At 67.4% G+C, this 21,433-nt stretch carries 16 protein-coding genes; 7 read left to right on the plus strand and 9 right to left on the minus strand.

From position 1 onward, the window contains the following. Positions 1–7: 7 nt before the first annotated feature. From kduI to DDE75_RS05600, 4 genes are read left to right on the plus strand one after another with little or no spacing between them, the layout of a single operon-like run. Positions 8–832, plus strand: coding sequence for a 5-dehydro-4-deoxy-D-glucuronate isomerase (gene kduI, locus DDE75_RS05585; protein ID WP_108501408.1), 825 nt, complete (start codon positions 8–10; stop codon positions 830–832). Continuing rightward, a complete protein-coding gene (gene kduD / locus DDE75_RS05590) occupies positions 829–1,554 on the plus strand; it encodes a 2-dehydro-3-deoxy-D-gluconate 5-dehydrogenase KduD (protein WP_108501409.1) in 726 nt (241 codons plus the stop codon). Before kduI ends, kduD begins: the two co-directional genes overlap by 4 nt. Then, entirely contained in the window at positions 1,532–2,962 is a 1,431-nt protein-coding gene (locus DDE75_RS05595; protein ID WP_108501410.1) for a mannitol dehydrogenase family protein, read from the plus strand. Before kduD ends, DDE75_RS05595 begins: the two co-directional genes overlap by 23 nt. After that, entirely contained in the window at positions 2,955–4,430 is a 1,476-nt protein-coding gene (locus tag DDE75_RS05600) for a UxaA family hydrolase (RefSeq protein WP_108501411.1), read from the plus strand. The genes DDE75_RS05595 and DDE75_RS05600 overlap by 8 nt, the downstream gene beginning before the upstream one ends. Here DDE75_RS05600 and DDE75_RS05605 read toward each other — a convergent pair. The 3 genes from DDE75_RS05605 to DDE75_RS05615 are packed head-to-tail and all read right to left on the minus strand — an operon-like array spanning position 4,427 to position 7,227. Then, positions 4,427–5,332: a sugar kinase gene (locus DDE75_RS05605; RefSeq protein ID WP_108501412.1), complete on the minus strand. Its 906-nt coding sequence runs from the start codon at positions 5,330–5,332 to the stop codon at positions 4,427–4,429. The genes DDE75_RS05600 and DDE75_RS05605 overlap by 4 nt on opposite strands. A 1-nt stretch (position 5,333) precedes the next feature. Continuing rightward, complete coding sequence (gene uxuA / locus DDE75_RS05610; RefSeq protein ID WP_108501413.1) at positions 5,334–6,542, minus strand: mannonate dehydratase; 1,209 nt, start codon at positions 6,540–6,542, stop codon at positions 5,334–5,336. Positions 6,543–6,552: 10 nt separating this feature from the next. Beyond that, entirely contained in the window at positions 6,553–7,227 is a 675-nt protein-coding gene (locus DDE75_RS05615) for a GntR family transcriptional regulator (protein WP_108501723.1), read from the minus strand. A 141-nt stretch (positions 7,228–7,368) separates the two neighbouring features. On the opposite strand from DDE75_RS05615, the gene DDE75_RS05620 reads away from it, so the two are divergent. Continuing rightward, positions 7,369–8,853: a Y-family DNA polymerase gene (locus DDE75_RS05620; protein ID WP_108501414.1), complete on the plus strand. Its 1,485-nt coding sequence runs from the start codon at positions 7,369–7,371 to the stop codon at positions 8,851–8,853. After that, the gene (locus DDE75_RS05625; RefSeq protein ID WP_108501415.1) at positions 8,850–12,182 is read left to right on the plus strand and encodes an error-prone DNA polymerase; all 3,333 of its coding nucleotides are present in this window, start codon (positions 8,850–8,852) and stop codon (positions 12,180–12,182) included. Before DDE75_RS05620 ends, DDE75_RS05625 begins: the two co-directional genes overlap by 4 nt. On the opposite strand, the gene DDE75_RS05630 is transcribed toward DDE75_RS05625, so the two are convergent. From DDE75_RS05630 to DDE75_RS05645, 4 genes are read right to left on the minus strand one after another with little or no spacing between them, the layout of a single operon-like run. Further along, on the minus strand, positions 12,179–12,997 hold the full coding sequence (locus DDE75_RS05630; protein ID WP_108501724.1) for an ABC transporter ATP-binding protein: 819 nt from the start codon (positions 12,995–12,997) through the stop codon (positions 12,179–12,181). The genes DDE75_RS05625 and DDE75_RS05630 overlap by 4 nt on opposite strands. An 11-nt stretch (positions 12,998–13,008) precedes the next feature. Then, positions 13,009–14,043 (minus strand): FecCD family ABC transporter permease, encoded by a 1,035-nt coding sequence (locus DDE75_RS05635; RefSeq protein ID WP_108501416.1) that lies wholly within the window; start codon positions 14,041–14,043, stop codon positions 13,009–13,011. Continuing rightward, entirely contained in the window at positions 14,040–15,038 is a 999-nt protein-coding gene (locus DDE75_RS05640; protein WP_108501417.1) for a FecCD family ABC transporter permease, read from the minus strand. Before DDE75_RS05640 ends, DDE75_RS05635 begins: the two co-directional genes overlap by 4 nt. Beyond that, the gene (locus DDE75_RS05645) at positions 15,035–16,018 is read right to left on the minus strand and encodes an iron-siderophore ABC transporter substrate-binding protein (protein WP_108501418.1); all 984 of its coding nucleotides are present in this window, start codon (positions 16,016–16,018) and stop codon (positions 15,035–15,037) included. Before DDE75_RS05645 ends, DDE75_RS05640 begins: the two co-directional genes overlap by 4 nt. Before the next feature lie 240 nt (positions 16,019–16,258). On the opposite strand from DDE75_RS05645, the gene DDE75_RS05650 reads away from it, so the two are divergent. Further along, positions 16,259–18,355 carry a TonB-dependent siderophore receptor gene (locus DDE75_RS05650; protein WP_108501725.1) on the plus strand — a complete coding sequence of 699 codons (2,097 nt, stop codon included), beginning with the start codon at positions 16,259–16,261 and terminating at the stop codon, positions 18,353–18,355. A 34-nt stretch (positions 18,356–18,389) separates the two neighbouring features. Here DDE75_RS05650 and DDE75_RS05655 read toward each other — a convergent pair whose 3' ends face one another. Continuing rightward, on the minus strand, positions 18,390–19,652 hold the full coding sequence (locus DDE75_RS05655; protein ID WP_108501419.1) for an MFS transporter: 1,263 nt from the start codon (positions 19,650–19,652) through the stop codon (positions 18,390–18,392). A 122-nt stretch (positions 19,653–19,774) separates the two neighbouring features. After that, positions 19,775–21,397 carry an exosortase E/protease, VPEID-CTERM system gene (gene xrtE, locus DDE75_RS05660; protein ID WP_162798917.1) on the minus strand — a complete coding sequence of 541 codons (1,623 nt, stop codon included), beginning with the start codon at positions 21,395–21,397 and terminating at the stop codon, positions 19,775–19,777. Positions 21,398–21,433: the final 36 nt, after the last annotated feature.

Consider the following 21,433-nt stretch of genomic DNA (forward strand, 5'->3'; position numbering starts at 1 on the left):
ACCTTCCGTGACCCAAGTCGAAACCCGCCACGCCATTCACCCCGCCCATGCCAAGACGATGGATACCGAGGCCCTGCGCCAGCATTTCCTGGTCGAGGGTCTGTTCCAGGACGGCCAGATCCGCCTGACCTATACCCATTACGACCGCTTCGTCGTGGGCGGCGTGGTGCCGAACGGCGCCCCCCTGACGCTGGACGCCATCGACGAAACGAAGACCCCCAGCTTCCTGGACCGCCGTGAAATGGGCATCGTCAACATCGGCGGCGACGGTCGGGTCGAGGCCGCGGGCGAGGCTTGGGACATGGCCACGGGCGACGTGCTATATTTGGGCATGGGCGCGGGGGCGGTGACGTTTTCGGGGCAGGGGCGGTTCTACATCACCTCGGCGCCCGCGCATCGCGCTTTGCCGCATCGGCTGGTCACGGTGGCCGAGGCCAAGCACGTCCACATGGGCGCGGTCGAAACCAGCAACAAGCGCACCATCAAGCAGTTCATCCACCCGCTGGTCATGGAAAGCTGCCAGCTGGTTCTGGGCTATACCACGCTGGAAGATGGCTCGGTCTGGAACACCATCCCCAGCCATGTCCACGACCGCCGGATGGAGGCCTACCTGTACCACGGCATGGCGCCGGAATCGCGCGTCCTGCACCTGATGGGCGAACCGCAGGAAACGCGCCACCTGTTCGTGGCCAATGAACAGGCCGTCCTGTCGCCGACCTGGTCGATCCATTCGGGCGCGGGCATCGGCGGATACACCTTCATCTGGGCCATGGCAGGCGACAACGTCGATTACACCGACATGGACTTCATCCAGCCGGAGGACATGCGTTGAGCCCCTTTTCGCTGGAAGGCCGCACCGCCCTTGTGACCGGTGCCAACACGGGCATCGGTCAAGCCATTGCCGTCGCCATGGCGCAGGCGGGGGCCGATGTCATCGCCGCCGGACGTCGCGATTGCGATGAGACCCTGGCCATGATGGGGTCGGGGCGCGCGATGCGCCTGGACTTCGCCGACCCGATGGCCGCGCGCGACGTCTTTGCCGAACAGCGCATCGACATCTTGGTGAACAACGCAGGCATCATCCGCCGCGACGATGCCGTCGACTTCTCCGAGGCCGATTGGGACGACGTCATGGACGTGAATGCCAAGGCGCTGTTCTTTACCTGCCAAGCCTTTGCGCGTGCCGCCCTGCCGCGCGGCATGGGCAAGATCGTCAACATCGCGTCGCTGCTGTCGTTTCAGGGCGGCATCCGCGTGCCCTCCTATACCGCCAGCAAGCATGGCGTGGCGGGGCTGACCAAGCTGATGGCGAACGAATGGGCTGCCAAGGGGTTGAACGTCAACGCCATCGCGCCGGGATACATCGAGACGAACAACACCGAGGCCCTGCGCGCCGACCCCGACCGGTCGCGCGCCATTCTGGACCGCATCCCCGCGGGCCGTTGGGGCAAGGCCGACGACATCGGCCAGACCGCCGTCTTCCTGGCGGCACCTGCGTCCGATTACATCAACGGCGCGATCCTGAACGTCGATGGAGGCTGGCTTGCAAGATAGGCTGCATCACACCCCATCCGAGGCCCCCGCGGGCATTGTGCATCTGGGTCTGGGGGCGTTCTTTAGGGCCCACGGGGCAATCTACGTCTCAGAAGCGATGGCTGCGGCCGGCGGCGATTGGGGCATCATCGGGGTGTCGTTGAAATCGCCGGGCATGCGCGACAAGCTGCGCCCGCAGGGTTGGTCCTATACCGCGGTCGAACTGGCGCCCACGGGCGAACGTCCGCAGGTCGTGACCATCCTGCGCGACGTCATGGTCGCCCCCGAGGACCCGCAGGCCGTGCTGAAGGCCATGTCCGATCCCGCCGTCCGCATCGTCAGCCTGACGGTGACGGAGAAGGGCTATTGCCACGAACCTTCGACCGGCAGGCTGAATGCCGATCATCCTGATATAACGCAGGATCTGGCGGGCCCGTTGCCCTGTTCGGCCCCCGGCTTTCTGGTCCGTGCCCTGGCGCTGCGTCGTGCTGCTGGCATCGCGCCCTTCACGGTGCTCTGCTGTGACAACCTGCCCGAGAACGGGCGCGTCCTGCGCGGCGTGGTGCTGGAACTGGCGCGGCTGATCGACCCCGATCTGGCCGATTGGATCGCGGCAGAGGGGCGCTTCCCTTCGACCATGGTGGACCGCATCGTGCCCGCGACCAGTCCCGAGGACATCGACCGCGTGGCCGAACTGACCGGCCTGCGCGACGAGGCCCCGGTCATGCACGAACCCTTCCGCCAATGGGTGGTCGAGGATGATTTCGTGGGCGGCGACCGCCCCGATCTGGGCGCCGTCGGCGTGCAGCTGGTCGCCGATGTCACGCCCTATGAACACATGAAGCTGCGGATGCTGAACGGCACGCATTCCTCGCTGGCCTATCTGGGCTATCTGGCGGGGCATCAGACGATTGCCGAAACGGTGGGTGATCCGGTCTTCTCGCGCTTCGTGCGCATGCTGTGGCGGGACGAGATCATTCCGGCCCTGACCCCGCCGCCGGGCGAGGATCTGGCCAGCTACGCCGATGCGCTTCACGACCGCTATGCCAACCCCGCCATCCGGCACCGCACCTGGCAGATCGCCATGGATGGCAGCCAGAAGCTGCCGCAGCGTATCCTGGGCTCCATCGCCGAAGGCCGCGCCGCGGGCCGGGCGGTTCCGGGTCTGACCTTGGCGGTGGCGGCCTGGATGCGCTATGTTTCGCGCGTCGATCTGGCAGGTGCGGCGATCGAGGTCAAGGACCCGATGGCCGACCGGCTGGCCGCCCTGTGGCGCGATGATCCCGCCGAAACGGTCGCGGGCTTCTTGGCACTGGAACAGGTGTTTCCGGCAGCATTGCGTGACGACGCGGGTTTTGCGCGCGACCTGACTACGGCACTGACGGCGCTTTGCAACAAGGGGGCGGCGCAGGCGGTAGCCGATGCGTGATCCGCTGGTCCTGAACCCCGCCGACAACGTGGCGATCCTGACCGAAAAGGGCGCCGCCCCTGCCGGTCACAAGATCGCCCGCGCGGGTATCGCCCAAGGGCAGGCGGTGGTCAAATACGGCCAGACCATCGGCTATGCCACCGCCGATATCGCCGCGGGCGATCACGTCCACAGCCACAACTGCGCCTTTGGCGAGCATGACCGCGACTATCGCCCCGGCGTAGGGCTGGCCCAAGCGCAGGCCGCGCTGGCGGCGTATCAAGACGGGGGAATGGTCTTTCAGGGCTATCACCGCGACGGGGGACAGGTTGGCACCCGCAACTTCATCGCGCTGGTTGCCACCGTGAACTGTTCGGCCACCGTCATCCGCCGCGCCGCCGAGGAATTGCGGATCGAAGGGGCGCTGGACCCTTACCGCCATGTCGATGGAGTGGTGGCTTTCGCGCATGGCACGGGCTGCGGCATGGCCGACAGCGGGCCGGGCTGGCAGGTGCTGCAACGGGTGCTGACCGGCCATGCGGGCCATCCCAACGTTGGCGCGGCGCTGTTCGTGGGTCTGGGCTGCGAGGTGATGCAGATTTCCCGCATGAAGCGCGAACTGGGGCAGGCCGCGCGGTTCCACGGGCTGACCATCCAGGAAAACGGCGGCACGCGGCGCACCATCGACGCCATCAAGGAGCGGGTGCGGCAGATGCTGCCGCAGGTCGACCAGGCGCGGCGTGCGCCTGCGCCCGCATCGGCGCTGAAGATCGGGCTGCAATGCGGCGGCTCGGACGGATTTTCGGGGATCACGGCGAACCCGGCGCTTGGGGTGGCTTGCGACATGCTGGCGGCGCAGGGCGCATCGGTCGTGCTGTCCGAAACGCCCGAGATCTTTGGTGCCGAACGTCTGCTTTTGGACCGTGTGTCGCGCCCAGAACTGGCCGACAAACTGCTGGCCCGCCTGCGCTGGTGGGAGGATTACGCCGCCCGGAACGGCGCGTCCTTGGACAACAATCCCAGCCCCGGCAACAAGGCCGGCGGGCTGACCACCATCCTGGAGAAATCCCTGGGTGCGGTGGCCAAGGCGGGGGCGACGCCGCTGAACGCGGTTCTAAAATATGGTGAACCCATCACCGCGCCGGGGCTGAATTTCATGGACACGCCCGGCTATGATCCCGTCTCGGCCACGGGCCAGATCGCGGGCGGGGCGCAGCTGATCGTGTTCACCACCGGGCGCGGATCGGCCTTCGGGTCAAAGCCCGCGCCGACGATCAAGCTGGCCACGAATGACGCGCTTTATGCCGCGATGCGCGACGACATGGACCTGAATTGCGGCGATATCCTGTCGGGTGTCAGCCTGCAGGACAAGGCCCGCCAGATCGTCGCGATGATCCTGGAGGTGGCCTCGGGGCAGGAAACCAAAAGCGAGGCCTTGGGGCTTGGCGACAATGAATTCCTGCCTTGGCAAATCGGGGCCGTGGTCTAACCCACGGCCTGCGGCACCAGCGCGCCGCGATGCTGGATCACCCGGCGGCTTAGGTCGTGGCCCGCCATGATGGCGGCATGGCAATCCGCCCCCTGCAGCCAAGCCGCCAGATAGCCTGCGTTGAAGCTGTCGCCCGCGGCGGTGGTATCCACTGCCGCTTCGGGGCACAGATCGGGCAGGGTGCCCGCGCCTTCAGCGCCATCGAAGGCCATCGGACCGCCGCCGTTCTTGACTACGACATGGCCCGCACCGACGGCCAGATAACGGTCGATGGTCGCCTGCGGATCGCTGTCACCGAAATGCACCGCCTCATCGTCGAAGCTGGGCAGGATCAGATCGGCATGGGACGCCGCCTGCTGGATGACATGACACATGGTCTCGCCGTCCTTCCACAGCCGGGGCCGCAGGTTCGGATCAAAGACCACGGTGGTGCCCGCATCGCGTGCCTCGGTCAGGGCCTGCATCAGGCTTGCGCGGCCCTCCTCGGGCAGGATCGCCAGCGTGATCCCCGACAGATAGGCCATGCGCGCGCCCCGCAACGCACGGGCCAGCGCGCCCGGATCATCGGCCAGCCTGCGTGCCGCCGAACTGTCGCGCCAATAGGAAAAGCTGCGTTCGCCGTCCTTCAGGCTGATGGCATAGAGGCCGATCTCACGCTCGGGGTCGCGGGCGATGTGGTCGGTGCCGATGCCTTCGACGTGCAGGAAATCCAGCAGCTTCTGGGAAAATTCGCCGGTGCCCACGCGCGTCAGGTAATCGATCTGCCAGTCGCGCGGCATCAGGCGGCGCAGATACCAAGCGGTGTTCAGCGTGTCGCCCGCGACCCCAAGGCGCCACAGGTCGGGCTGATCGCTGGCCGAAAGTTCGACCATGGCCTCGCCGATCGAGATGATGCGTGACATGTCAGCCCTCCTTTCGATGGGTCAATGCGGCCTCGACGCCGCGCAGTTCGGCGAGGCCCTTCAGGCGACCGATGGCGGGATAGCCGGGCTGACCGCCGCGGCCGATGTCGTCCAGAATGTCCTGCCCGTGATCGGGGCGCATGGGGATGACGGCATCCTCGCGTCCGGCGGCACGGCGGGCGGCCTCCTGCTCGACCACCGCCTGGATCAGGGCCACCATGTCGGTCTGACCGCCCAGGTGTTCGTCCTCGAAGAAGGAGGCGGGAATGGTGTCGCCGTCGCGGCGGACGTTGCGCAGGTGCAGGAAATGCACCCGGTCGCCCAAGCGCCGCATCATGCCCGTCAGATCGTTGTCATGCCGTGCGCCAAGGGATCCGGAACACAGGGTGATGCCATTGGCGGGCAGATCGACGGCGGCGATGCGTTCGGCGAAATCGGCCTCGGTCGACATGACGCGGGGCAGGCCCAGCAGCGGAAAGGGGGGATCGTCGGGGTGACAGCAGAGCCGCATCCCGAGGTCCTGCGCGACAGGCGCGACCAGTTCCAGAAAGGCGTGGAAATTGCCGCGCAGCACCGGATCGGTGACCTTGGCATAGCTGGCAAGATGGTCGCGCACGTCCTGCATCGTCATGTGTTCGGCGGCACCTGGCAGGCCGAAGACCACGTTGCCCGTCAATTGCGTGCGACGTGCGTCGTCCATATCGGCAAAGCGGCGGGCGGCGGCGTCCTGCAGATCCTGCGGGATGTCGTCCGTCGCGCCGGGGCGTTCCAGGATGTGCAGGTCGAAGGCCGCGAAATCGGTCAGATCGAAGCGCATGCAGCGCGCGCCATTGGGCCTGCGCCATTGCAGATCGGTCCGCGTCCAGTCCAGCACCGGCATGAAGTTGTAGCAGATGACCCGGATGCCCGCCGCATGCAGGTTCCGCATCGAGGTGATCCAATTGTCGACATGCGCCCGCCAATCGCCGGTCTGGGTCTTGATCGCCTCGGAGACGGGCAGGCTTTCGACGACCTCCCATGCCAGCCCCGAAGGGGTGCCGTCGCGCATGGTGGCGATCTGGTCCTGACGCTGGCGGATCTGATCGGGCGTCCAGACCTGTCCGGTGGGGACGTGGTGCAGCGCGCTGACCACGCCCTGCACGCCGGCCTGCAGCATGTCGTCGATGGATACGGGGTCGTTCGGGCCGAACCAGCGCCAAGTCTGTCGCATCGGGTATCTCTCAGTCGGTGAAGTAGTCGGGATGGGCTGCGGCCATTTCCGGCAGCTCGGTCAGCATCTGGCGCAGATGAGCGCGGATGGCGGTTTCCGCCGTGTCGGCATCGCCCGCCAGCAGCGCGTCAAGAATGGTGCGGTGCTGGGCGATGGTCTGGCTGCGGTCGAAGACGCGCATCGACATGTGGCGCATCCGGTTCATCTGCGATTTCAGCCGCTCCAGATCCTGCCAGACGGCGGGCTGACCGGCAGCCAGTGCCATGGCCTGATGGAAGCGGTCGTCCGAGGCGATGAATTCGGCCACATCGCCTGCCTTGTCGGTGCGGTCCTGGACCTCCATCTCGGCCTGCATCGCGGTCAGATCGGGGCGGGCATCGGCCACCATGCGGGCCAGATCGCTCTCCACCGCCTCGCGGATCAGGCGGGCCGAAAGCACCGCGCGGATCGAGATCTTGCCGATATAGGTGCCACGCTGCGGCTTGATCTCGGCCAGTCCCTCGCCGGCCAGCCGGATGAACGCCTCGCGCACGGGTTGGCGGGACAGACCGATGGTCTCGGCGATCTCGGTTTCCGACAGGCGGGCGCCGGGGGCCAGATCGCCACGGATGATGCGCTGATACAGCCAGTCGTGGACCTGCTGGGCGGTCGAGGCCGGTCGGGCAAGGATCGTGTGTTCGGGCATCGTGATCTCCTGCATCTCGAACTATGCCATACTTCCATACAAGTAAAGTCCGCAGATGCGGAAATGCTGGACTCGACTTGCGGAAAGATGTTCCGTAATGAGAACGGATAGTGAACAAACAGCAATGGATGGGAAAGGATCATGGGACGGCGGCTGCTTGGCATCTGGTTTCCACGGCTGGCAAGCGAGGCCAGCCAGCGTCGCCGACCCGTCGAGGGGCCCTTTGCCCTTGTCCATCGGGTGGGCAATGCCGATCAGCTGCACTGCCTGAACGCCGATGCACAGGGGCAGGGGCTGCATCGCGGCATGGCGCTGGCCAATGCCCGCGCCATCTGTCCCGACCTCTGCACCCGTCCCGCCGATCCGGTTGCCGAGGCGGCCGCGCTGGCCAGCTTGCGCCGATGGGCGATGCGCTATTCGCCGCTGGTGGCGCGGGATGGCGATGACGGGCTGCTGGCCGATATCACCGGCGCGGCCCATCTGTTCGGGGGCGAGGCCGAGCTGCTGGCAGATCTGCACGACGGGTTGTCCCGGGCGGGGCTTTCCGCCGTCGCGGGCATTGCGGGCACGCGGGCGGCGGCCCATGCGCTGGCCCGTCATGGCGGGGGGATCGTGCCGGATGGGCAGCTGATGCAGGGGGTGATGCATCTGCCGGTGCAGGCGCTGCGCATCGATGCGGTGACGGCTGCGGCCCTGGGGCGTGCGGGCCTGACCCATGTGGCCGATCTGGCGGCCCTGCCGCGCGCGCCGCTGGCCCGTCGCTTCGGCGCTGATCTGATGGTGCGGCTGGACCAGCTGCTGGGCCACCAGCCCGAACCCGTCGCCGCCGAGCCCGAGGCTCCGCATTTCGGCGTGCGACTGACCCTGCCCGAACCGATCGGGTTGACGGTCGATGTCATGGCGGGGCTGGAACGCCTGCTGGACCGGCTGTGCGATCACCTGTCCCACCACCAGTATGGCGCGCGGCGCCTGCGGCTGGAATTGTCGCGCGTCGACCGCGAGACCCTGACGGTCGAGATCGGCCTGGCCCGCGCCATGCGCGACGCCGGTCGCATGGCCGCCCTGTTCGCGCGCGGCCTGGACGACATCGACGCCGGTTTCGGGATCGAGGCGATGCGCCTGACCGCCCCCGTCACCGAGGCCCTGGCCCCCGCTCAGATCGTCATGGGGCAGGCGGGGCAGGGTGCCGATGCGATGGCCGACCTGCTGTCGCGCTTGGGCAACCGGTTGGGCTTCGATGCGGTGCTGCGCTTCCTGCCGATGGACAGCCTGATCCCCGAACGCAGCTTCCAGTTGGCCGCAGCCGCCTATTCCTGCGCGGCGCGCGGGTTTGGCGGCACCGGTCCCGCACGCCCCCTGCGCCTGTTCCCGCCGCGCCCGGTCGCGCCGACATCGGACCCGCGTCCGGGAACGCCCCCCGCGGGCTTTTCCTGGCAGGGGCAGGTGCTGACGACGCTGCGCGCGGCGGGTCCGGAACGGATCGCGCCCGAATGGTGGCTGGACGATCCCGACTGGCGCACGGGGCTGCGCGACTATTGGCGCATCCAGACGCATCAGGGGCCGCGGCTGTGGCTGTTCCACACGCCCCAGGATCCCGGCTGGCAGGTGGCGGGGGAATTCGCATGACCACCCCCCACACCCGCTATGCCGAACTCTGCGTGACCACGAATTTCACCTTCCTGACCGGCGCCTCCCACCCCGAGGAAATGGTCACCCGCGCCGCCGAACTGGGCCTCGAGGCGATCGCCATCACCGACCGCAATTCCGTCGCGGGGGTGGTGCGGGCGTTCTCGGCCTTGAAGGAACTGCGCCGCCTTGAGGCCGAGGCAGGGCCCACCATTCGGTCGCAGCGTGTCACCGACCATTCCAGCCGCCAAGTGGTGCCGCATTTCACCGGCCAGACGCCCGCGCCTGAACTGTCCGGCCCGACCCTGCCGCGCCTGATTGCGGGCAGTCGGCTGGTGCTGAGCGACAGCGCGGTCGAATGGATCGCCCTGCCGACCGATCTGGCGGCATGGACCCGGCTGACGCGGCTGCTGTCACTGGGCAAGCGGCGTGCCCCCAAGGGCGAATGCCACCTGACCCGTGCCGATCTGGCCGAATGGGGGGCGGGAATGGTGCTGATCGCGCTGCCGCCCGACCCTTTGGGCGAGGGCCCCGACAAGGACGACCTGCTGGCCATGGCGCGGCGCTTTCCGGGCCATGCCTTTCTGGGCGCGGCACCCCGCTATGACGGGCGCGACCAGGCGCGGCTGGACGCGCTGGCGCAGGTCTCGGCCGCGACGGGTCTGCCGATGGTGGCGGTGGGGGACGCGCTGATGCATCGCGCCTATCGCCGTCCCGTGGCCGATGTGCTGACATGCCTGCGCCTTGGCCGGACCATCGACAACATCGGCAGCGCCCGCTTGCCCAATGCCGAACGCCGCCTGAAATCGGGGGCGGAAATGGCGCGGATGTTCCACCGCTATCCCGCCGCGCTGAACCGCAGCATCCAGATCGCGGCGCGCTGCACCTTTGCGCTGGACGATCTGCGATACCAGTATCCGCAAGAGGACAGCGGCTCCGAAACCGCCCAGCAGCGGCTGGAACGCCTGACCCGCGAAGGCGTGGCCTGGAGGTATCCGGCAGGCGCCCCCCAGAAGGTTCTGGACGGCATCGGCAAGGAACTGGCCTTGATCGCCGACATGGAATACGCCCCCTATTTCCTGACTGTCCATGACATCGTGGCCTTTGCCCGCAGCGAGGGCATCCTGTGCCAGGGGCGGGGGTCTGCGGCCAATTCGGTGGTCTGCTATCTGCTGGGCATCACCGAGGTTCCGCCAGAATCCATCACGCTGATCTTTGAACGCTTCATCAGCAAGGACCGGGGCGAGCCGCCCGATATCGACGTTGATTTCGAACATCAACGGCGCGAGGAGGTGATCCAGTGGATCTATGAAAAATACGGCCGCGAACGCGCCGGGCTGACCGCGACGGTGATCCATTTCCGGTCGCGCGCCGCCATCCGCGAGGTGGGCAAGGTCATGGGCCTGTCGCAGGACGTGGTGGCGCGGCTGACGGGGCAGATCTGGGGCTGGTCTTCTGCGGCACCGGGCGACGACCGGCTGCGCGATGCGGGGCTGGACCCGCGCGACCGTCGGCTGCGCCAGACGGCCTGGCTGATTTCCCAGATCATCGGCTTTCCCCGCCACCTGTCCCAGCATGTCGGCGGCTTCGTCATCACCCGCGACCGTCTGGACGAACTCTGCCCCATCGAGAATGCCGCGATGGAGGGGCGGACCATCATCGAATGGGACAAGGACGACATCGACACGCTTGGCCTGCTGAAGGTCGATATTCTGGCGTTGGGGATGCTGACGGCGATCCGCAAATCCTTTGCCCTCCTGGCTGATCACCGCGGCCAGAAGCTGACGCTGGCCAACGTGCCTGCGGATGACCCGCGGGTCTATGACATGCTGTGCCGCGCCGATGCGGTGGGGGTCTTTCAGGTCGAAAGCCGCGCGCAGCTGAATTTCCTGCCGCGCATGCAGCCCCGCGCCTTCTATGACCTGGTCTGCGAGGTCGCCATCGTCCGTCCCGGTCCCATCCAGGGCGGCATGGTCCATCCCTTCATCAACCGCCGTCAGAAACGCGAACCGATCGAGGATCTGGGCCCCCAAATGATGGAGGTTCTGGGCCGCACCTATGGCGTGCCGCTGTTTCAGGAACAGGCCATGCAGATCGCCGTGGTCGCAGCGGGCTTCACCCCCTCCGAGGCCGACCGCCTGCGCCGGTCGCTGGCGACCTTCAAGCGGATGGGCACCATCGGCAGCTTTCGCGACCGCTTCGTGTCGGGGATGCTGGCGCGGGGCTATGACGCGGATTTCGCGCAGCGCTGCTTTGCCCAGATCGAGGGGTTCGGCAGTTACGGCTTTCCCGAAAGCCATGCGGCCAGTTTCGCGCGGCTGGTCTATGTCTCGGCCTGGCTGAAATGCCACCACCAGGCGATCTTTACCTGCGCGCTGCTGAACAGCCAGCCGATGGGGTTCTATGCCCCCGCCCAGCTGGTCCGCGATGCCCGCGACCGCGGCGTCGAGGTGCGTCCGGTTTCGGTCAACCATTCCGAATGGGATTGCACGGTCGAACCACGCCAAGACGGGTCGCTGGCCATCCGTCTGGGGTTCCGTTTGATCCGCGGCATGAAAGCCGAGGATGCGGCCTGGATCGGGGCGGCGCGCGGCAACGGCTATGCCGATGTCGAGAGCCTGTGGCGCCGCGCCGGCGTGCCGCCCGCCACGCTGGAACGGCTGGCGGAATCCGATGCCTTTGCCGCCCTGGGGCTGACGCGGCGCGATGCGCTCTGGGCGGCCAAGGCGCTGAATGCCCCCAAACCCCTGCCGCTGTTCGGCCTGGATGGCGAGGGCGGGGATGAGCCGCAGATGATCCTGCCCCCCATGTCCCTTGGCCAGGAGGTGGTCGAGGATTACGTGTCCTTGCGCCTGTCGCTGCGCGCCCATCCGCTGGAACTGCTGCGCCCCGATCTGCCGGGTTGCGTGCCCCATGAACGGCTGGGGCAGGCGTCGGGGCGCATCTCGGTCACGGGTCTGGTCATCACCCGTCAGCGCCCCGGCACGGCATCGGGCGTGATCTTCCTGACGCTGGAGGATGAGACCGGCAATGCCAATGTCGTCGTCTGGAACAAGGTCTATGAGGCGTTCCGCCAGCAGGTCGTCACGGGGCGCCTGCTGCGGGTTCATGGTCGCGTCCAGCGCGACGGGCAGGTCGTCCATATCATTGCCGAACGAATCGAGGACCTCTCACCCCGCCTGTCGCATCTGGGCCATCCCGTCACGCTGCAGGTGAACGACGGACGCGCCGACGAAACCCGCCGCCCCGTGGGGGGCAGCATGCGCGGCGGCCCCCGCCATCCCCGCGATCAGGCCCGTCAGCTGTTCCCCAGCCGCGATTTCCACTAGGCCGAACGCGCGGCGGGCTGCGCCACCCCGTGCCGCCCCAGGGGCAGCATCAGCGGCCGCCCCGAGGCCGGGTCGCTGATCACCATGCTGTCCAGCCCGAAGACGCGGCGCACCATGTCGCGCGTCAGCACCTGGTCGGGCGGGCCGACGGCGTCGATGCTGCCCGCCCGCATCGCGACCAGGTGATCGGCATAGCGCGCCGCCAGGTTCAGGTCGTGCAGCACCATCACCACCGTCGTGCCGCGCGCGCGGTTCAGGTCGACCAGCAGGTCCAGGACCTCGACCTGGTGGCAGATGTCCAGATAGGTGGTCGGTTCGTCCAGCAGCAGAAGGTCGGTCTGCTGGGCCAGCGTCATGGCGATCCAGACCCGCTGACGCTGGCCGCCCGACAATTCGTCGACCGCGCGTTCGGCCAGATCTTGCGTGCCGGTCGCCTGCAGCGCCTCGGCCACGGCCTGATCGTCCCGCGCAGTCCAGCGCGACAGGAACCCCTGATGGGGGTGGCGGCCGCGCCCGACCAGATCGGCCACCGTGATGCCCTCGGGGGCGATGGGGGATTGCGGCAGCAGGCCAAGGGTCCGGGCCAGATGCCGGGGCGACATGGCGTGGATCGATTTGCCGTCCAGCAGCACCTGCCCGGCCTTGGGCGCGATCAGCCGCGACATGGTCCGCAGCAGGGTGGATTTCCCGCAGGCATTCGCCCCCACGATGGCGGTTATCCGGCCCGCGGGGATCTGCAGGTTCAGCCCCTGGAAGATCATCCGCTCGGCATAGCCCGATGACAGGTCATGGGCGGCAAGGCTGTGCTGGGTCATGCGGTCTGGCATCAGGTCGCTCCGGTCTTGTTGGCGCGGATGATCAGGAAGATCAGATAGGGGGCCCCGATGGCGCCGGTCATGACACCCACCGGATAGCGCCCCGGCAGCAGGAACTGGCCCGCGAAATCGCCTGCCAGCACCAGAAGCGCACCGACCAGCGCGGCGGGGATCAGCACGGATCCGCGCGGCCCCACGATGCGCGCGGCGATGGGGCCGGACAGGAAGGCCACGAAGGCGATGGGGCCGGTGATGGCGGTCGCCACCGCGATGATGCCCACCGCCGTCAGAATGACGATCAGCCGCGTGCGGGCGACATCCGTGCCAAGGGCCGCTGCGGTGTCATCGCCCAGCCTCAGCATCTCCAATCCGCGCCGCTGGCCGATCAGCAGGCTGCCGCAGGTCGCCAAGGCCAGCGCGGGCCACAGCGCCTGGTCCAGCGTCGCGCCGTTCAGGCTGCCGGTCAGCCAACGCATCGCCTGTTGCAGGTCCCAGGCCGGTGCCTGCGCCAGCAGGAATGCGATGGCACTGTCCAGCATCGAGGATACGCCGATTCCCACCAGGATCAGCCGTCCCCCCGAAATGCCGTTCCTGAACGACAGCCCGAAGATCAGCGCGGCCACCCCCAGACCCGCGACCACCGCCATCAGCGCGACCGATGGCCCGCCAAGCGACAGCGCGACGATGGCAAAGACCGCCGCCGCGCTGGCGCCCGCGTTGATGCCGATGATGTCGGGGCTGGCCAAGGGATTGCGCAGCATCACTTGGAAGGCCGCGCCACCAAGGCCGAAGCACAGGCCCGCCAGCACCGCCAGCACCGCACGCGGCAGGCGCAGCTGTCCCACGGTGAATGATGCGCCCGGCACATCGACGCCCGCCAGCACGCGCAGCACGTCGCCGGGCGGCGTCACCGATTGCCCGACGCACAGCGTGATCATGACGGCCAGCGCCAACAGGCCCGCCAGGCAGGCGACCGCCGTGCGATAACCGTTGGACCGTTGCAGGCGGGCGCTGCGCAGACGCGTCGGGATGGATTGATCGGTCACAGGGCTGAGATCCTCTGCCGACGGACGATCCAGATGAAGAAAGGCGCGCCGATCAGGGCCGTCACGATCCCGACCGGCAGCTCGGTGGGGCTGATCAGGATGCGGCCAAGCGTATCGGCGGCCAGCAGAAGGCAGGCCCCCGTCAGCGCCGACAGGGGCAGCAGCCAGCGGTGATCGACGCCGAACAGCAGGCGGCAGACATGCGGCACGACAAGACCGACAAAGCCGATCGGCCCGCAGATCGCGGTCGTCGCACCGCAGAGCAGGATGGCCGAGACCGCCGCCAGACCGCGCGCGACGGCGGGGCTTTCGCCAAGGCCGCGGGCCAGATCCTCGCCCAGGGCCAGCATGTTCAGGCGGCGGGCGGTGGGGATCGCCAGCAGCAGGCCCAGTGCCAGCAGGGGCGCCACCTGCGCGATCGCGTCGAAGGTCGCGCCGCCCACGCCGCCGATCTGCCAGGCCCGCACGCCGCCCGCGATGTCGTTGCGCGGCAGCACCACCGCGATCACCATCGAGGAGAGCGCGACCGAGGTCGCAGCGCCCGCCAAGGCCAGCTTCAGCGGCGTCGCGCCGCCCCGGCCCAGTGATCCGATGGCATAGACCGATACCGCCGCCACCCCCGCGCCGAGGATCGCGATCCAGACATAGGCCGCAAGGGACGACATGTCGAACCAGGCGATGCCGATGACCACCGCCAGCGATGCGCCCATGTTGACGCCCAGGATCCCCGGATCAGCCAGCGGGTTGCGGGTCACGCCCTGCATGATGGCCCCCGCCAGTCCCAGTGCCGCCCCCGCCATGACGGCCAGGATGGTGCGCGGGATGCGCGTGGCGACGGCGGCCTGGCCCATCGTCTGGGTCCCGCCCGACAGGGCCGCCAGAATGTCAGCCATCCCCACATGCCGCGTGCCGACCACGACCGACAGCACGCAGAGCGCCGCCAGCACAAGCAGGATCACGGCCAGCCAGATGCGCCGGGGGTGGCGGATCGTCATTGCGCCTTCCGCGCGGCCTGCGCCAGCTTCTCGACATAGTCCGGCAGGACGTAAGGGATGGAAAGGGGTGTCGGGTTCGCCGCCGCCGCCTGCGGTCCCGTGCCCAGCATCACCACCGCATCATCGGCGATGGCGGGCATGCGCCCCAGCAGCGGATCGGCCTTCAGCAGATCAAGCATGTCCTGCCCGCCATAGGTCACGATGATGTCGACATCGTCGAACAGATCCACCCTCTCGGCGCTGACGGATCCGGCAAACTGGCCCGTTTCGGTCGCCTGCGTCACGCTGTCGGGCGATACCAGCCCCAAGTCGTGCAGGAAGCGAACCCGGGGATCGTTGTCGTTGTAGAAGCTGACGACGCTGAGGTCGGTCGGGTCGGGGAAGGTGGCGAACATTGCCGTCCTGCCCTCGATCTGCGGATGCTGCGCAAGGGTTTGTGCGATCAGAGCCTCGGTTTCGGCGATCAGCGCACCGCCTTCGGCGGCCCTGCCCATCCCCGCGCTGTCCAGCCGGATCATGTCGCGCCAGTCCGTGGTCCAGGGCGACTGCGGATAGGCGACGACGGGGGCGATCATCGAAAGCGTCTCATATTCCGAGCGGTCCAGCCCCGAATAGGCCGCCAGGATCACGTCGGGGCGCGTGGCGGCGACGGCCTCGAAGTCGATGCCCGCGGTTTCGTCGAAAAGGGGCGGGGGCGCGGCATCCATCTGCCGCAGCTCGTCGCCGACCCAAGGCAGGATGCGATCCCCGTCGTCATCGCCGAAGCCTGCACCTGCAAAGCCGACGGGCAGGATGCCAAGGGCCAGGGGAACCTCGTGGTTTGCCCACCCTACGGTGGCGATGCGTTCGGGGCGCGCGGGAATGGTAGTCTGCCCAAGAGCATGGGTGACGATCTGCGGATAGGTTGCTTCCTCTGCATGGGCAGGCAGGGGCAGGCAGGCGGCCATGGCCGTTGCGCAGGGCAGGAAACGACACCACATCGGCGACACTCCGTTGAATATGAACGAATTTGATCCGGGTTTTTCGGATCGTCTGGCTGTCATGCGTCGCATTTCTGCGACAGTCCCGCAGTTTCTTACAAAAACACTAGGAATAAGCAAGACGTTTGCGGCCCGAGGCTTTAGAAGCCCGTCCATCAGCGATCCGGCATAGGCCGCGTGAGGCAGCGCGGCCCATCCGGTGGCCAGCACGACAACAAATCGATATTGTGGAAGATCTTCATGCGGATCATGACAGCGAACGGCCCCGTGACGGGCCGTCGGCGCGGGGCGTTCATCGCGACCCTGCTTGGATGCAGTTCAGCCCTGGCGGTGATGGCCACGGGCCTTCACGCGCAGCAGACCGAGGACGAGGTGGTCGTTCTGGACCCCATCGTCGTCGAGGGTCAGGACAACGGCTCTATCGTGGCGTTGCAGTCGAACGGGGCGGGCAGGCTCGAGACGCCGTTTCTGGACAGCGCCGCATCGGTATCGGTGGTGACCGAGGCCGAGATCCGCGCCCGCGGCGCCGAGACGGTCGAGGATGTCCTGTCCTATACCGCGGGCGTCGTCACCGACCAATATGGCGCCGATGACCGCTTCCACTATTTCAAGGTGCGCGGCTTCGATCCGAACACCTATCGCGACGGCCTGCCGCTTGGCACCCCCTTCGGTGCCATCCGCGAGGAAGCCTATGCCTATGACCGGTTCGAGATCGTCAAGGGTGCCAACTCCAGTTCGTTCGGCATTTCGGACCCCGGCGGCGTGGTGAATTACCAGACCAAGCTGCCCAAGTCGGACCGCTTCGGCGAGGTCTATTCGACCGTCGGATCGAACGACCGGGTCGAGGCAGGCTTCGACATCGGCGACAATCTGACCCGGGACGATACGCTGTCCTATCGCCTGACCGGCAAGCTGCGGGACGGCGAATCCGACTACGAACAATCCCGCAACGACGAAAAATTCCTGATGGGCGGCCTGACATGGCGTCCCGACGACGCCACAAGCGTCAACCTGGTGGTCGATGTGCTGGACCGCGACGGCGTTCCGGGCAGCGGCGGCTTCCCCGTCGGCGGCGATTTCGACCGCAGTGATTTCTTCGGCGAACCCGATTTCAACTATCGCGGCACGGATCGCACCACGGCCACGCTGATCATGAACCGCGATCTGGGCGGAGGGCTCAGTGTCGGTTCGACCCTGCGCTACAGCGATACCGACAGCGATTTCGGCTATGCCTATGTCTCGGGCGGATCGGGGACCATCGCGAACCGCGCCTATTTCACCGACGACAGCCACGATCACCAGCTGATCGGCGAGGCGCATCTGCAATATGACACGACCCTGAACGGCATCGACAGCCGCAGCCTGCTGGGCGTGGAATACAGCAAGTCGACCGAGGGCCAGATCTATGGTTTCGGCGCGGCCCCCGACATCGACTGGACCAACCCCGTCTACACGGGGGCGCCCGACAGCGTTCCGGTCATCACCGACACCCTGACGCGCACGCGCGGTCGCGCGATCTATGGACAGCAGGAACTGACCTTCGCGGATCGCTATGTCCTGTCCCTGGGGCTGCGTCACGACTGGCTGGACACCCGCATCGAGGACCGGCTTGCGGGCACGACCAGCAGGGACGACATCAGCGAGACGACGGGCCGGGTGGGTCTGACCTACAAGGCCACGGACGAGCTGTCGGTCTATGGCAGCTTTGCGCAATCGGTCGTCCCTGCCGGCACGGGTCTGGCCCCCGAACGGGGCGAGCAATACGAGCTGGGCGTGAAATATGCACCCCTCTCCAGCCGCTCGATCTTCAGCGCCGCGGTCTATGACCTGACCAAGGACAATATCACCCGCACCGATCCCGTGACCAACATGGCGGCGACCATCGGCAAGGTCCGGGTGCGCGGGCTGGACCTGGAAGCCAAGACCGAGCTGACACCGAACCTGACGATGACCGCCGCCTATTCCTATGTCGACAGCGAGATCGTCGAGAACGGCACCGCCGGGAACGAGGGCAACCGCCTTGCGCTGATCCCGGAGCATTCGGGGTCGGTCTGGGTGAACTATCGGCTGGATGCCACGCCGAACCTTGGGCAGATGACCTTCGGGCTGGGTGCGCGCTATGTCGGTTCCTATGAGTATGACGATGCCAACACGGCCTCGACTTCGGGTCATGTGCTGCTGGATGCGGCCTATACCTACCAGGTGGACGACCGGACCGAACTGTCGGTGAATGTCAGCAACCTGACGGACGAGAAATATTCGGCATACGGCGGGCTCTACGCCGATTTCTACAACGCCGGACGCGAGGTTTCCGCCACCCTGCGCCGCAACTGGTAGGACCGACGCCCCATCCGCCTTTGCGGGTGGGGCATCAGGGTGTCTGGGGGGCCTCGGACTGTTCGGCCTGTTCGGCGGACCATGCGCCCGCGGCCTCGACCGCGACCGGCGATGTCGTGGGCAGGACGCCCAGATAGCTTTCGGTCTGCTCGACCGGCACCGGCGCCCGCTGCGTCATGCGATAGAGCGCATAGAGGGCGATGACGGCGAAAAGCCCGCCCAGCACCACCCAGAACGCCCCCGGTCCCGTCGCCTGCATGGCCCAGCCCGTCGCGACCGGACCCGCGATCGCGCCCAGCCCGAAGGTGAAGACCAACCCGCCCGAAGCCGCGGGCATATCCTCAGGCGTGAGGGCGTCGTTGGTATAAGCGAGGAACAGCGCATAGAGCGGCGTGGTGACACCACCCGCGAAGAAGGCCGCGCCCATCATCGGCCAAAGCGCGCCATCGACCATGCCGCCGCACGCGCAACAGCCCGCGCCCAGGGCGGCGGCGCCCAAGATCAGCTTGCGACGGTCGATGCGGTCCGACAGCCAGCCGATGGGGTATTGCAGCACCAGCGCGCCCGCGAACAGCATCGCCACGAACAGCGCGATCTGCGATGCCGTCATGCCGATCTTGGTGCCGAAGACGGCCGCCATCCCCGATTGCGTGGCATAGACGCTGCCCAGCAGGAAGATCCCCACGGTGCTGAGCGGCGCAGCCCTCATCAGGGCGGTCAGCGACATGGGGCGGGCGACCTCGACCACGGGGGCGGGGGCCACCGACAGCAGGATCGGCGCGAATGAGATCGACACCAGGATCGAGGCCACGATGAACAGCGCAGAATTGCCCGCATCGCCCAAGGTCAGCAGCGCCTGCGCCCCGATGATGCCAAGCGTCTGCGCGATCATGTAGGCCGACAGCACCTTGCCCCGTGTCTGGTTGGTCGAGGCCGCGTTCAGCCAGCTTTCCGCCGCCACATAGATCCCCGACATGCAAAAGCCGATCAGCGCGCGCAGGATGGTCCAGGCCCAGGGCTCGGCCAGCAGGGGCAGGGCGATCAACCCCGCCGAGGTGAAGCTGCCCAAGGCCGCGAAGACCCGCACATGCCCCACGCGGCGGATCATCACCGGCGTCAGCCGCGCCCCCGACAGAAAGCCCACGAAATAGCCCGAGGTGACGATGGCCAGCTCGACCGAGGTGAAACCCTCGATCCCGCCGCGCAGGCCGATCAGCGTGAAATGCATGCCGTTGCCCAGCATGATCAGCACGACGCCGACAAGAAGAGCCCAGACTGACGATAGAACGCTGATCACGCTGGTTTTCCCTTCGACCGGCCCGTTTGCGCGCAGTCTTGCCGCGATCGAGATCGACGCGCCCCGACATTTGCGCCATCGACAAGCCCGTTTGCGACGTCAGGTCGATCTGTCGGGGTCGCCTAGATGATGGCCAGGTTTCCCGTCACCACGGCCACGGCAAAGACCACGAGGTTCGCCGCCGCATGGGCCGCGATGGCGTCCGAGATGCGCCCGCTGCGCCTTGCGACCAGTGAGAAGACCAGCCCCGCGACGAAGGCCTCGGCCCAACGGTCGTGAAGGGCCGCGAAAAGGCCGGCGGTGATCAGCGCCGCCAGGATCACGCGGGCCATCGGGGCGGGACTGTCGGGTTCCGAACCGCGCAGGCGGGTTTCCAGATAGTCGCGGAAGAACAGCTCCTCGACCAGGGGAACCAGAAGCACGGTGCCGATGCCGCGGAACAGGAACCACAGCGCGACCATGCCGCCCGACAGCGTGCCATAGGGCAGGGGGCCTTCGGTCGGGGCGACGGGGATCAGGACCCACATCACGCCAACCAGGATGCCCGCCAGCCAAGACAAGGGCGAGATGCGCCAGACAAGGTTTCGCAGGACCGGCCAGACCAGCGCCACGGCGGCCGCCACCAGAATCACCCGCAGGGGATAGAGCATCGCGGGCGTCATGCTGATGGCGGGTGCGACCACGGCGGTCAGCATGAAGACGGCGAAAGGCAGAATGCGCGCGGCGACCGGATCGCGCCACAGCGGAGGCAGCGTCTCGGTGCGTGCGGCCCGCAGGACGGGCGCGCGATGCAGCGCGGGAACGCGGCGGGCGATCAGGATGATGCCAAGCGCCACGATGGTGAACATCATCCAGCCCGCGTGGCTGTGAAAGCCGCCGACGGCCAGTTCGGGCTGGCCGTGCAGGCCGATCAACAGCAGCACCGCGATGCGCACCGCATTCAGCACCATGCTGGCGGCGATGCCGACCGGGAACAGCAGGAAGGCACGGGGAAACCGCAGTTCGGACCGGAACAGCCACAGGTAGAGGCTGACGAAGATCATCACCAGCGCGATGCCCTCGATCCCCGAACAGGCGGGCGCGATCGAGAGGATGAAGTCGCCCTCGCCGATGTGCTTGCGGATCGGGTCGACATAGAGGTCATAGCCCAACGGCTCGATCAGCATGGTGACGACGCGGAAGGTCACGTCCGAGATGCGTTCGATCTGCCAGATCGGCTGCAGGCGCACGGCCAGGGCGGGGGCCAGGCCGCTGGCGATCAGCGCGACACCCAGGGGCAGGCCGGTCTGCCCAAGGAATGCCCGCCAGCGGAACCGGGGCGCCAGCCAACCCGCAAGGCCGGTCAGGATCAGGCCCATTCCCGCGATCCACAGGGCAAAGGCCGGTGCCATCATCGCGGTTCCCGTCGCACCTTGCAGCATCAGGACGGGGATCATCGCAAGGACGAAGCCCGCAAGGTTCAGCAGCAGGGGGCGCGCGTCATGCCCTGCCTCGCTCAGCAGGTCGCGGAACAGCGCGGGCCGCAGCATCGAGAACAGCCCGACGGCGGCGATCATGCAGTAAAGCGCGGCAAGGCTCTTGCTGGCGGTGCCGCAGGCCGTGACGCCCCAGTTCCCGCGGCAGTCGAAATCGATGACATGCTTGAAGATCATCCCGATGACCAGGAATTCCAGCGCCAGAAGCCCGGCTGCCAAGGCGCAGGGCGCGACGCGGGGACGAAGCGGAGGGGCGGGCATGTCGCTCATCATGGGCCTTCGGGGGATCGGGTGGTCTTCAGACGA

This window comes from Paracoccus indicus (genome assembly GCF_003056335.1).
In the GTDB taxonomy this organism is placed as follows: domain Bacteria; phylum Pseudomonadota; class Alphaproteobacteria; order Rhodobacterales; family Rhodobacteraceae; genus Paracoccus; species Paracoccus indicus.

Coding starts and splice junctions, on each gene's coding strand:
- DDE75_RS05595 (WP_108501410.1), top strand. CDS start 1,532: ATGGAGGCTGGCTTGCAAGATAGGCTGCATCACACCCCATCCGAGGCC.
- DDE75_RS05600 (WP_108501411.1), top strand. CDS start 2,955: ATGCGTGATCCGCTGGTCCTGAACCCCGCCGACAACGTGGCGATCCTG.
- DDE75_RS05605 (WP_108501412.1), bottom strand. CDS start 5,332: ATGTCACGCATCATCTCGATCGGCGAGGCCATGGTCGAACTTTCGGCC.
- uxuA (WP_108501413.1), bottom strand. CDS start 6,542: ATGCGACAGACTTGGCGCTGGTTCGGCCCGAACGACCCCGTATCCATC.
- DDE75_RS05615 (WP_108501723.1), bottom strand. CDS start 7,227: ATGCCCGAACACACGATCCTTGCCCGACCGGCCTCGACCGCCCAGCAG.
- DDE75_RS05620 (WP_108501414.1), top strand. CDS start 7,369: ATGGGACGGCGGCTGCTTGGCATCTGGTTTCCACGGCTGGCAAGCGAG.
- DDE75_RS05625 (WP_108501415.1), top strand. CDS start 8,850: ATGACCACCCCCCACACCCGCTATGCCGAACTCTGCGTGACCACGAAT.
- DDE75_RS05630 (WP_108501724.1), bottom strand. CDS start 12,997: ATGACCCAGCACAGCCTTGCCGCCCATGACCTGTCATCGGGCTATGCC.
- DDE75_RS05640 (WP_108501417.1), bottom strand. CDS start 15,038: ATGACGATCCGCCACCCCCGGCGCATCTGGCTGGCCGTGATCCTGCTT.
- DDE75_RS05645 (WP_108501418.1), bottom strand. CDS start 16,018: ATGTGGTGTCGTTTCCTGCCCTGCGCAACGGCCATGGCCGCCTGCCTG.
- DDE75_RS05650 (WP_108501725.1), top strand. CDS start 16,259: ATGCGGATCATGACAGCGAACGGCCCCGTGACGGGCCGTCGGCGCGGG.
- xrtE (WP_162798917.1), bottom strand. CDS start 21,397: ATGAGCGACATGCCCGCCCCTCCGCTTCGTCCCCGCGTCGCGCCCTGC.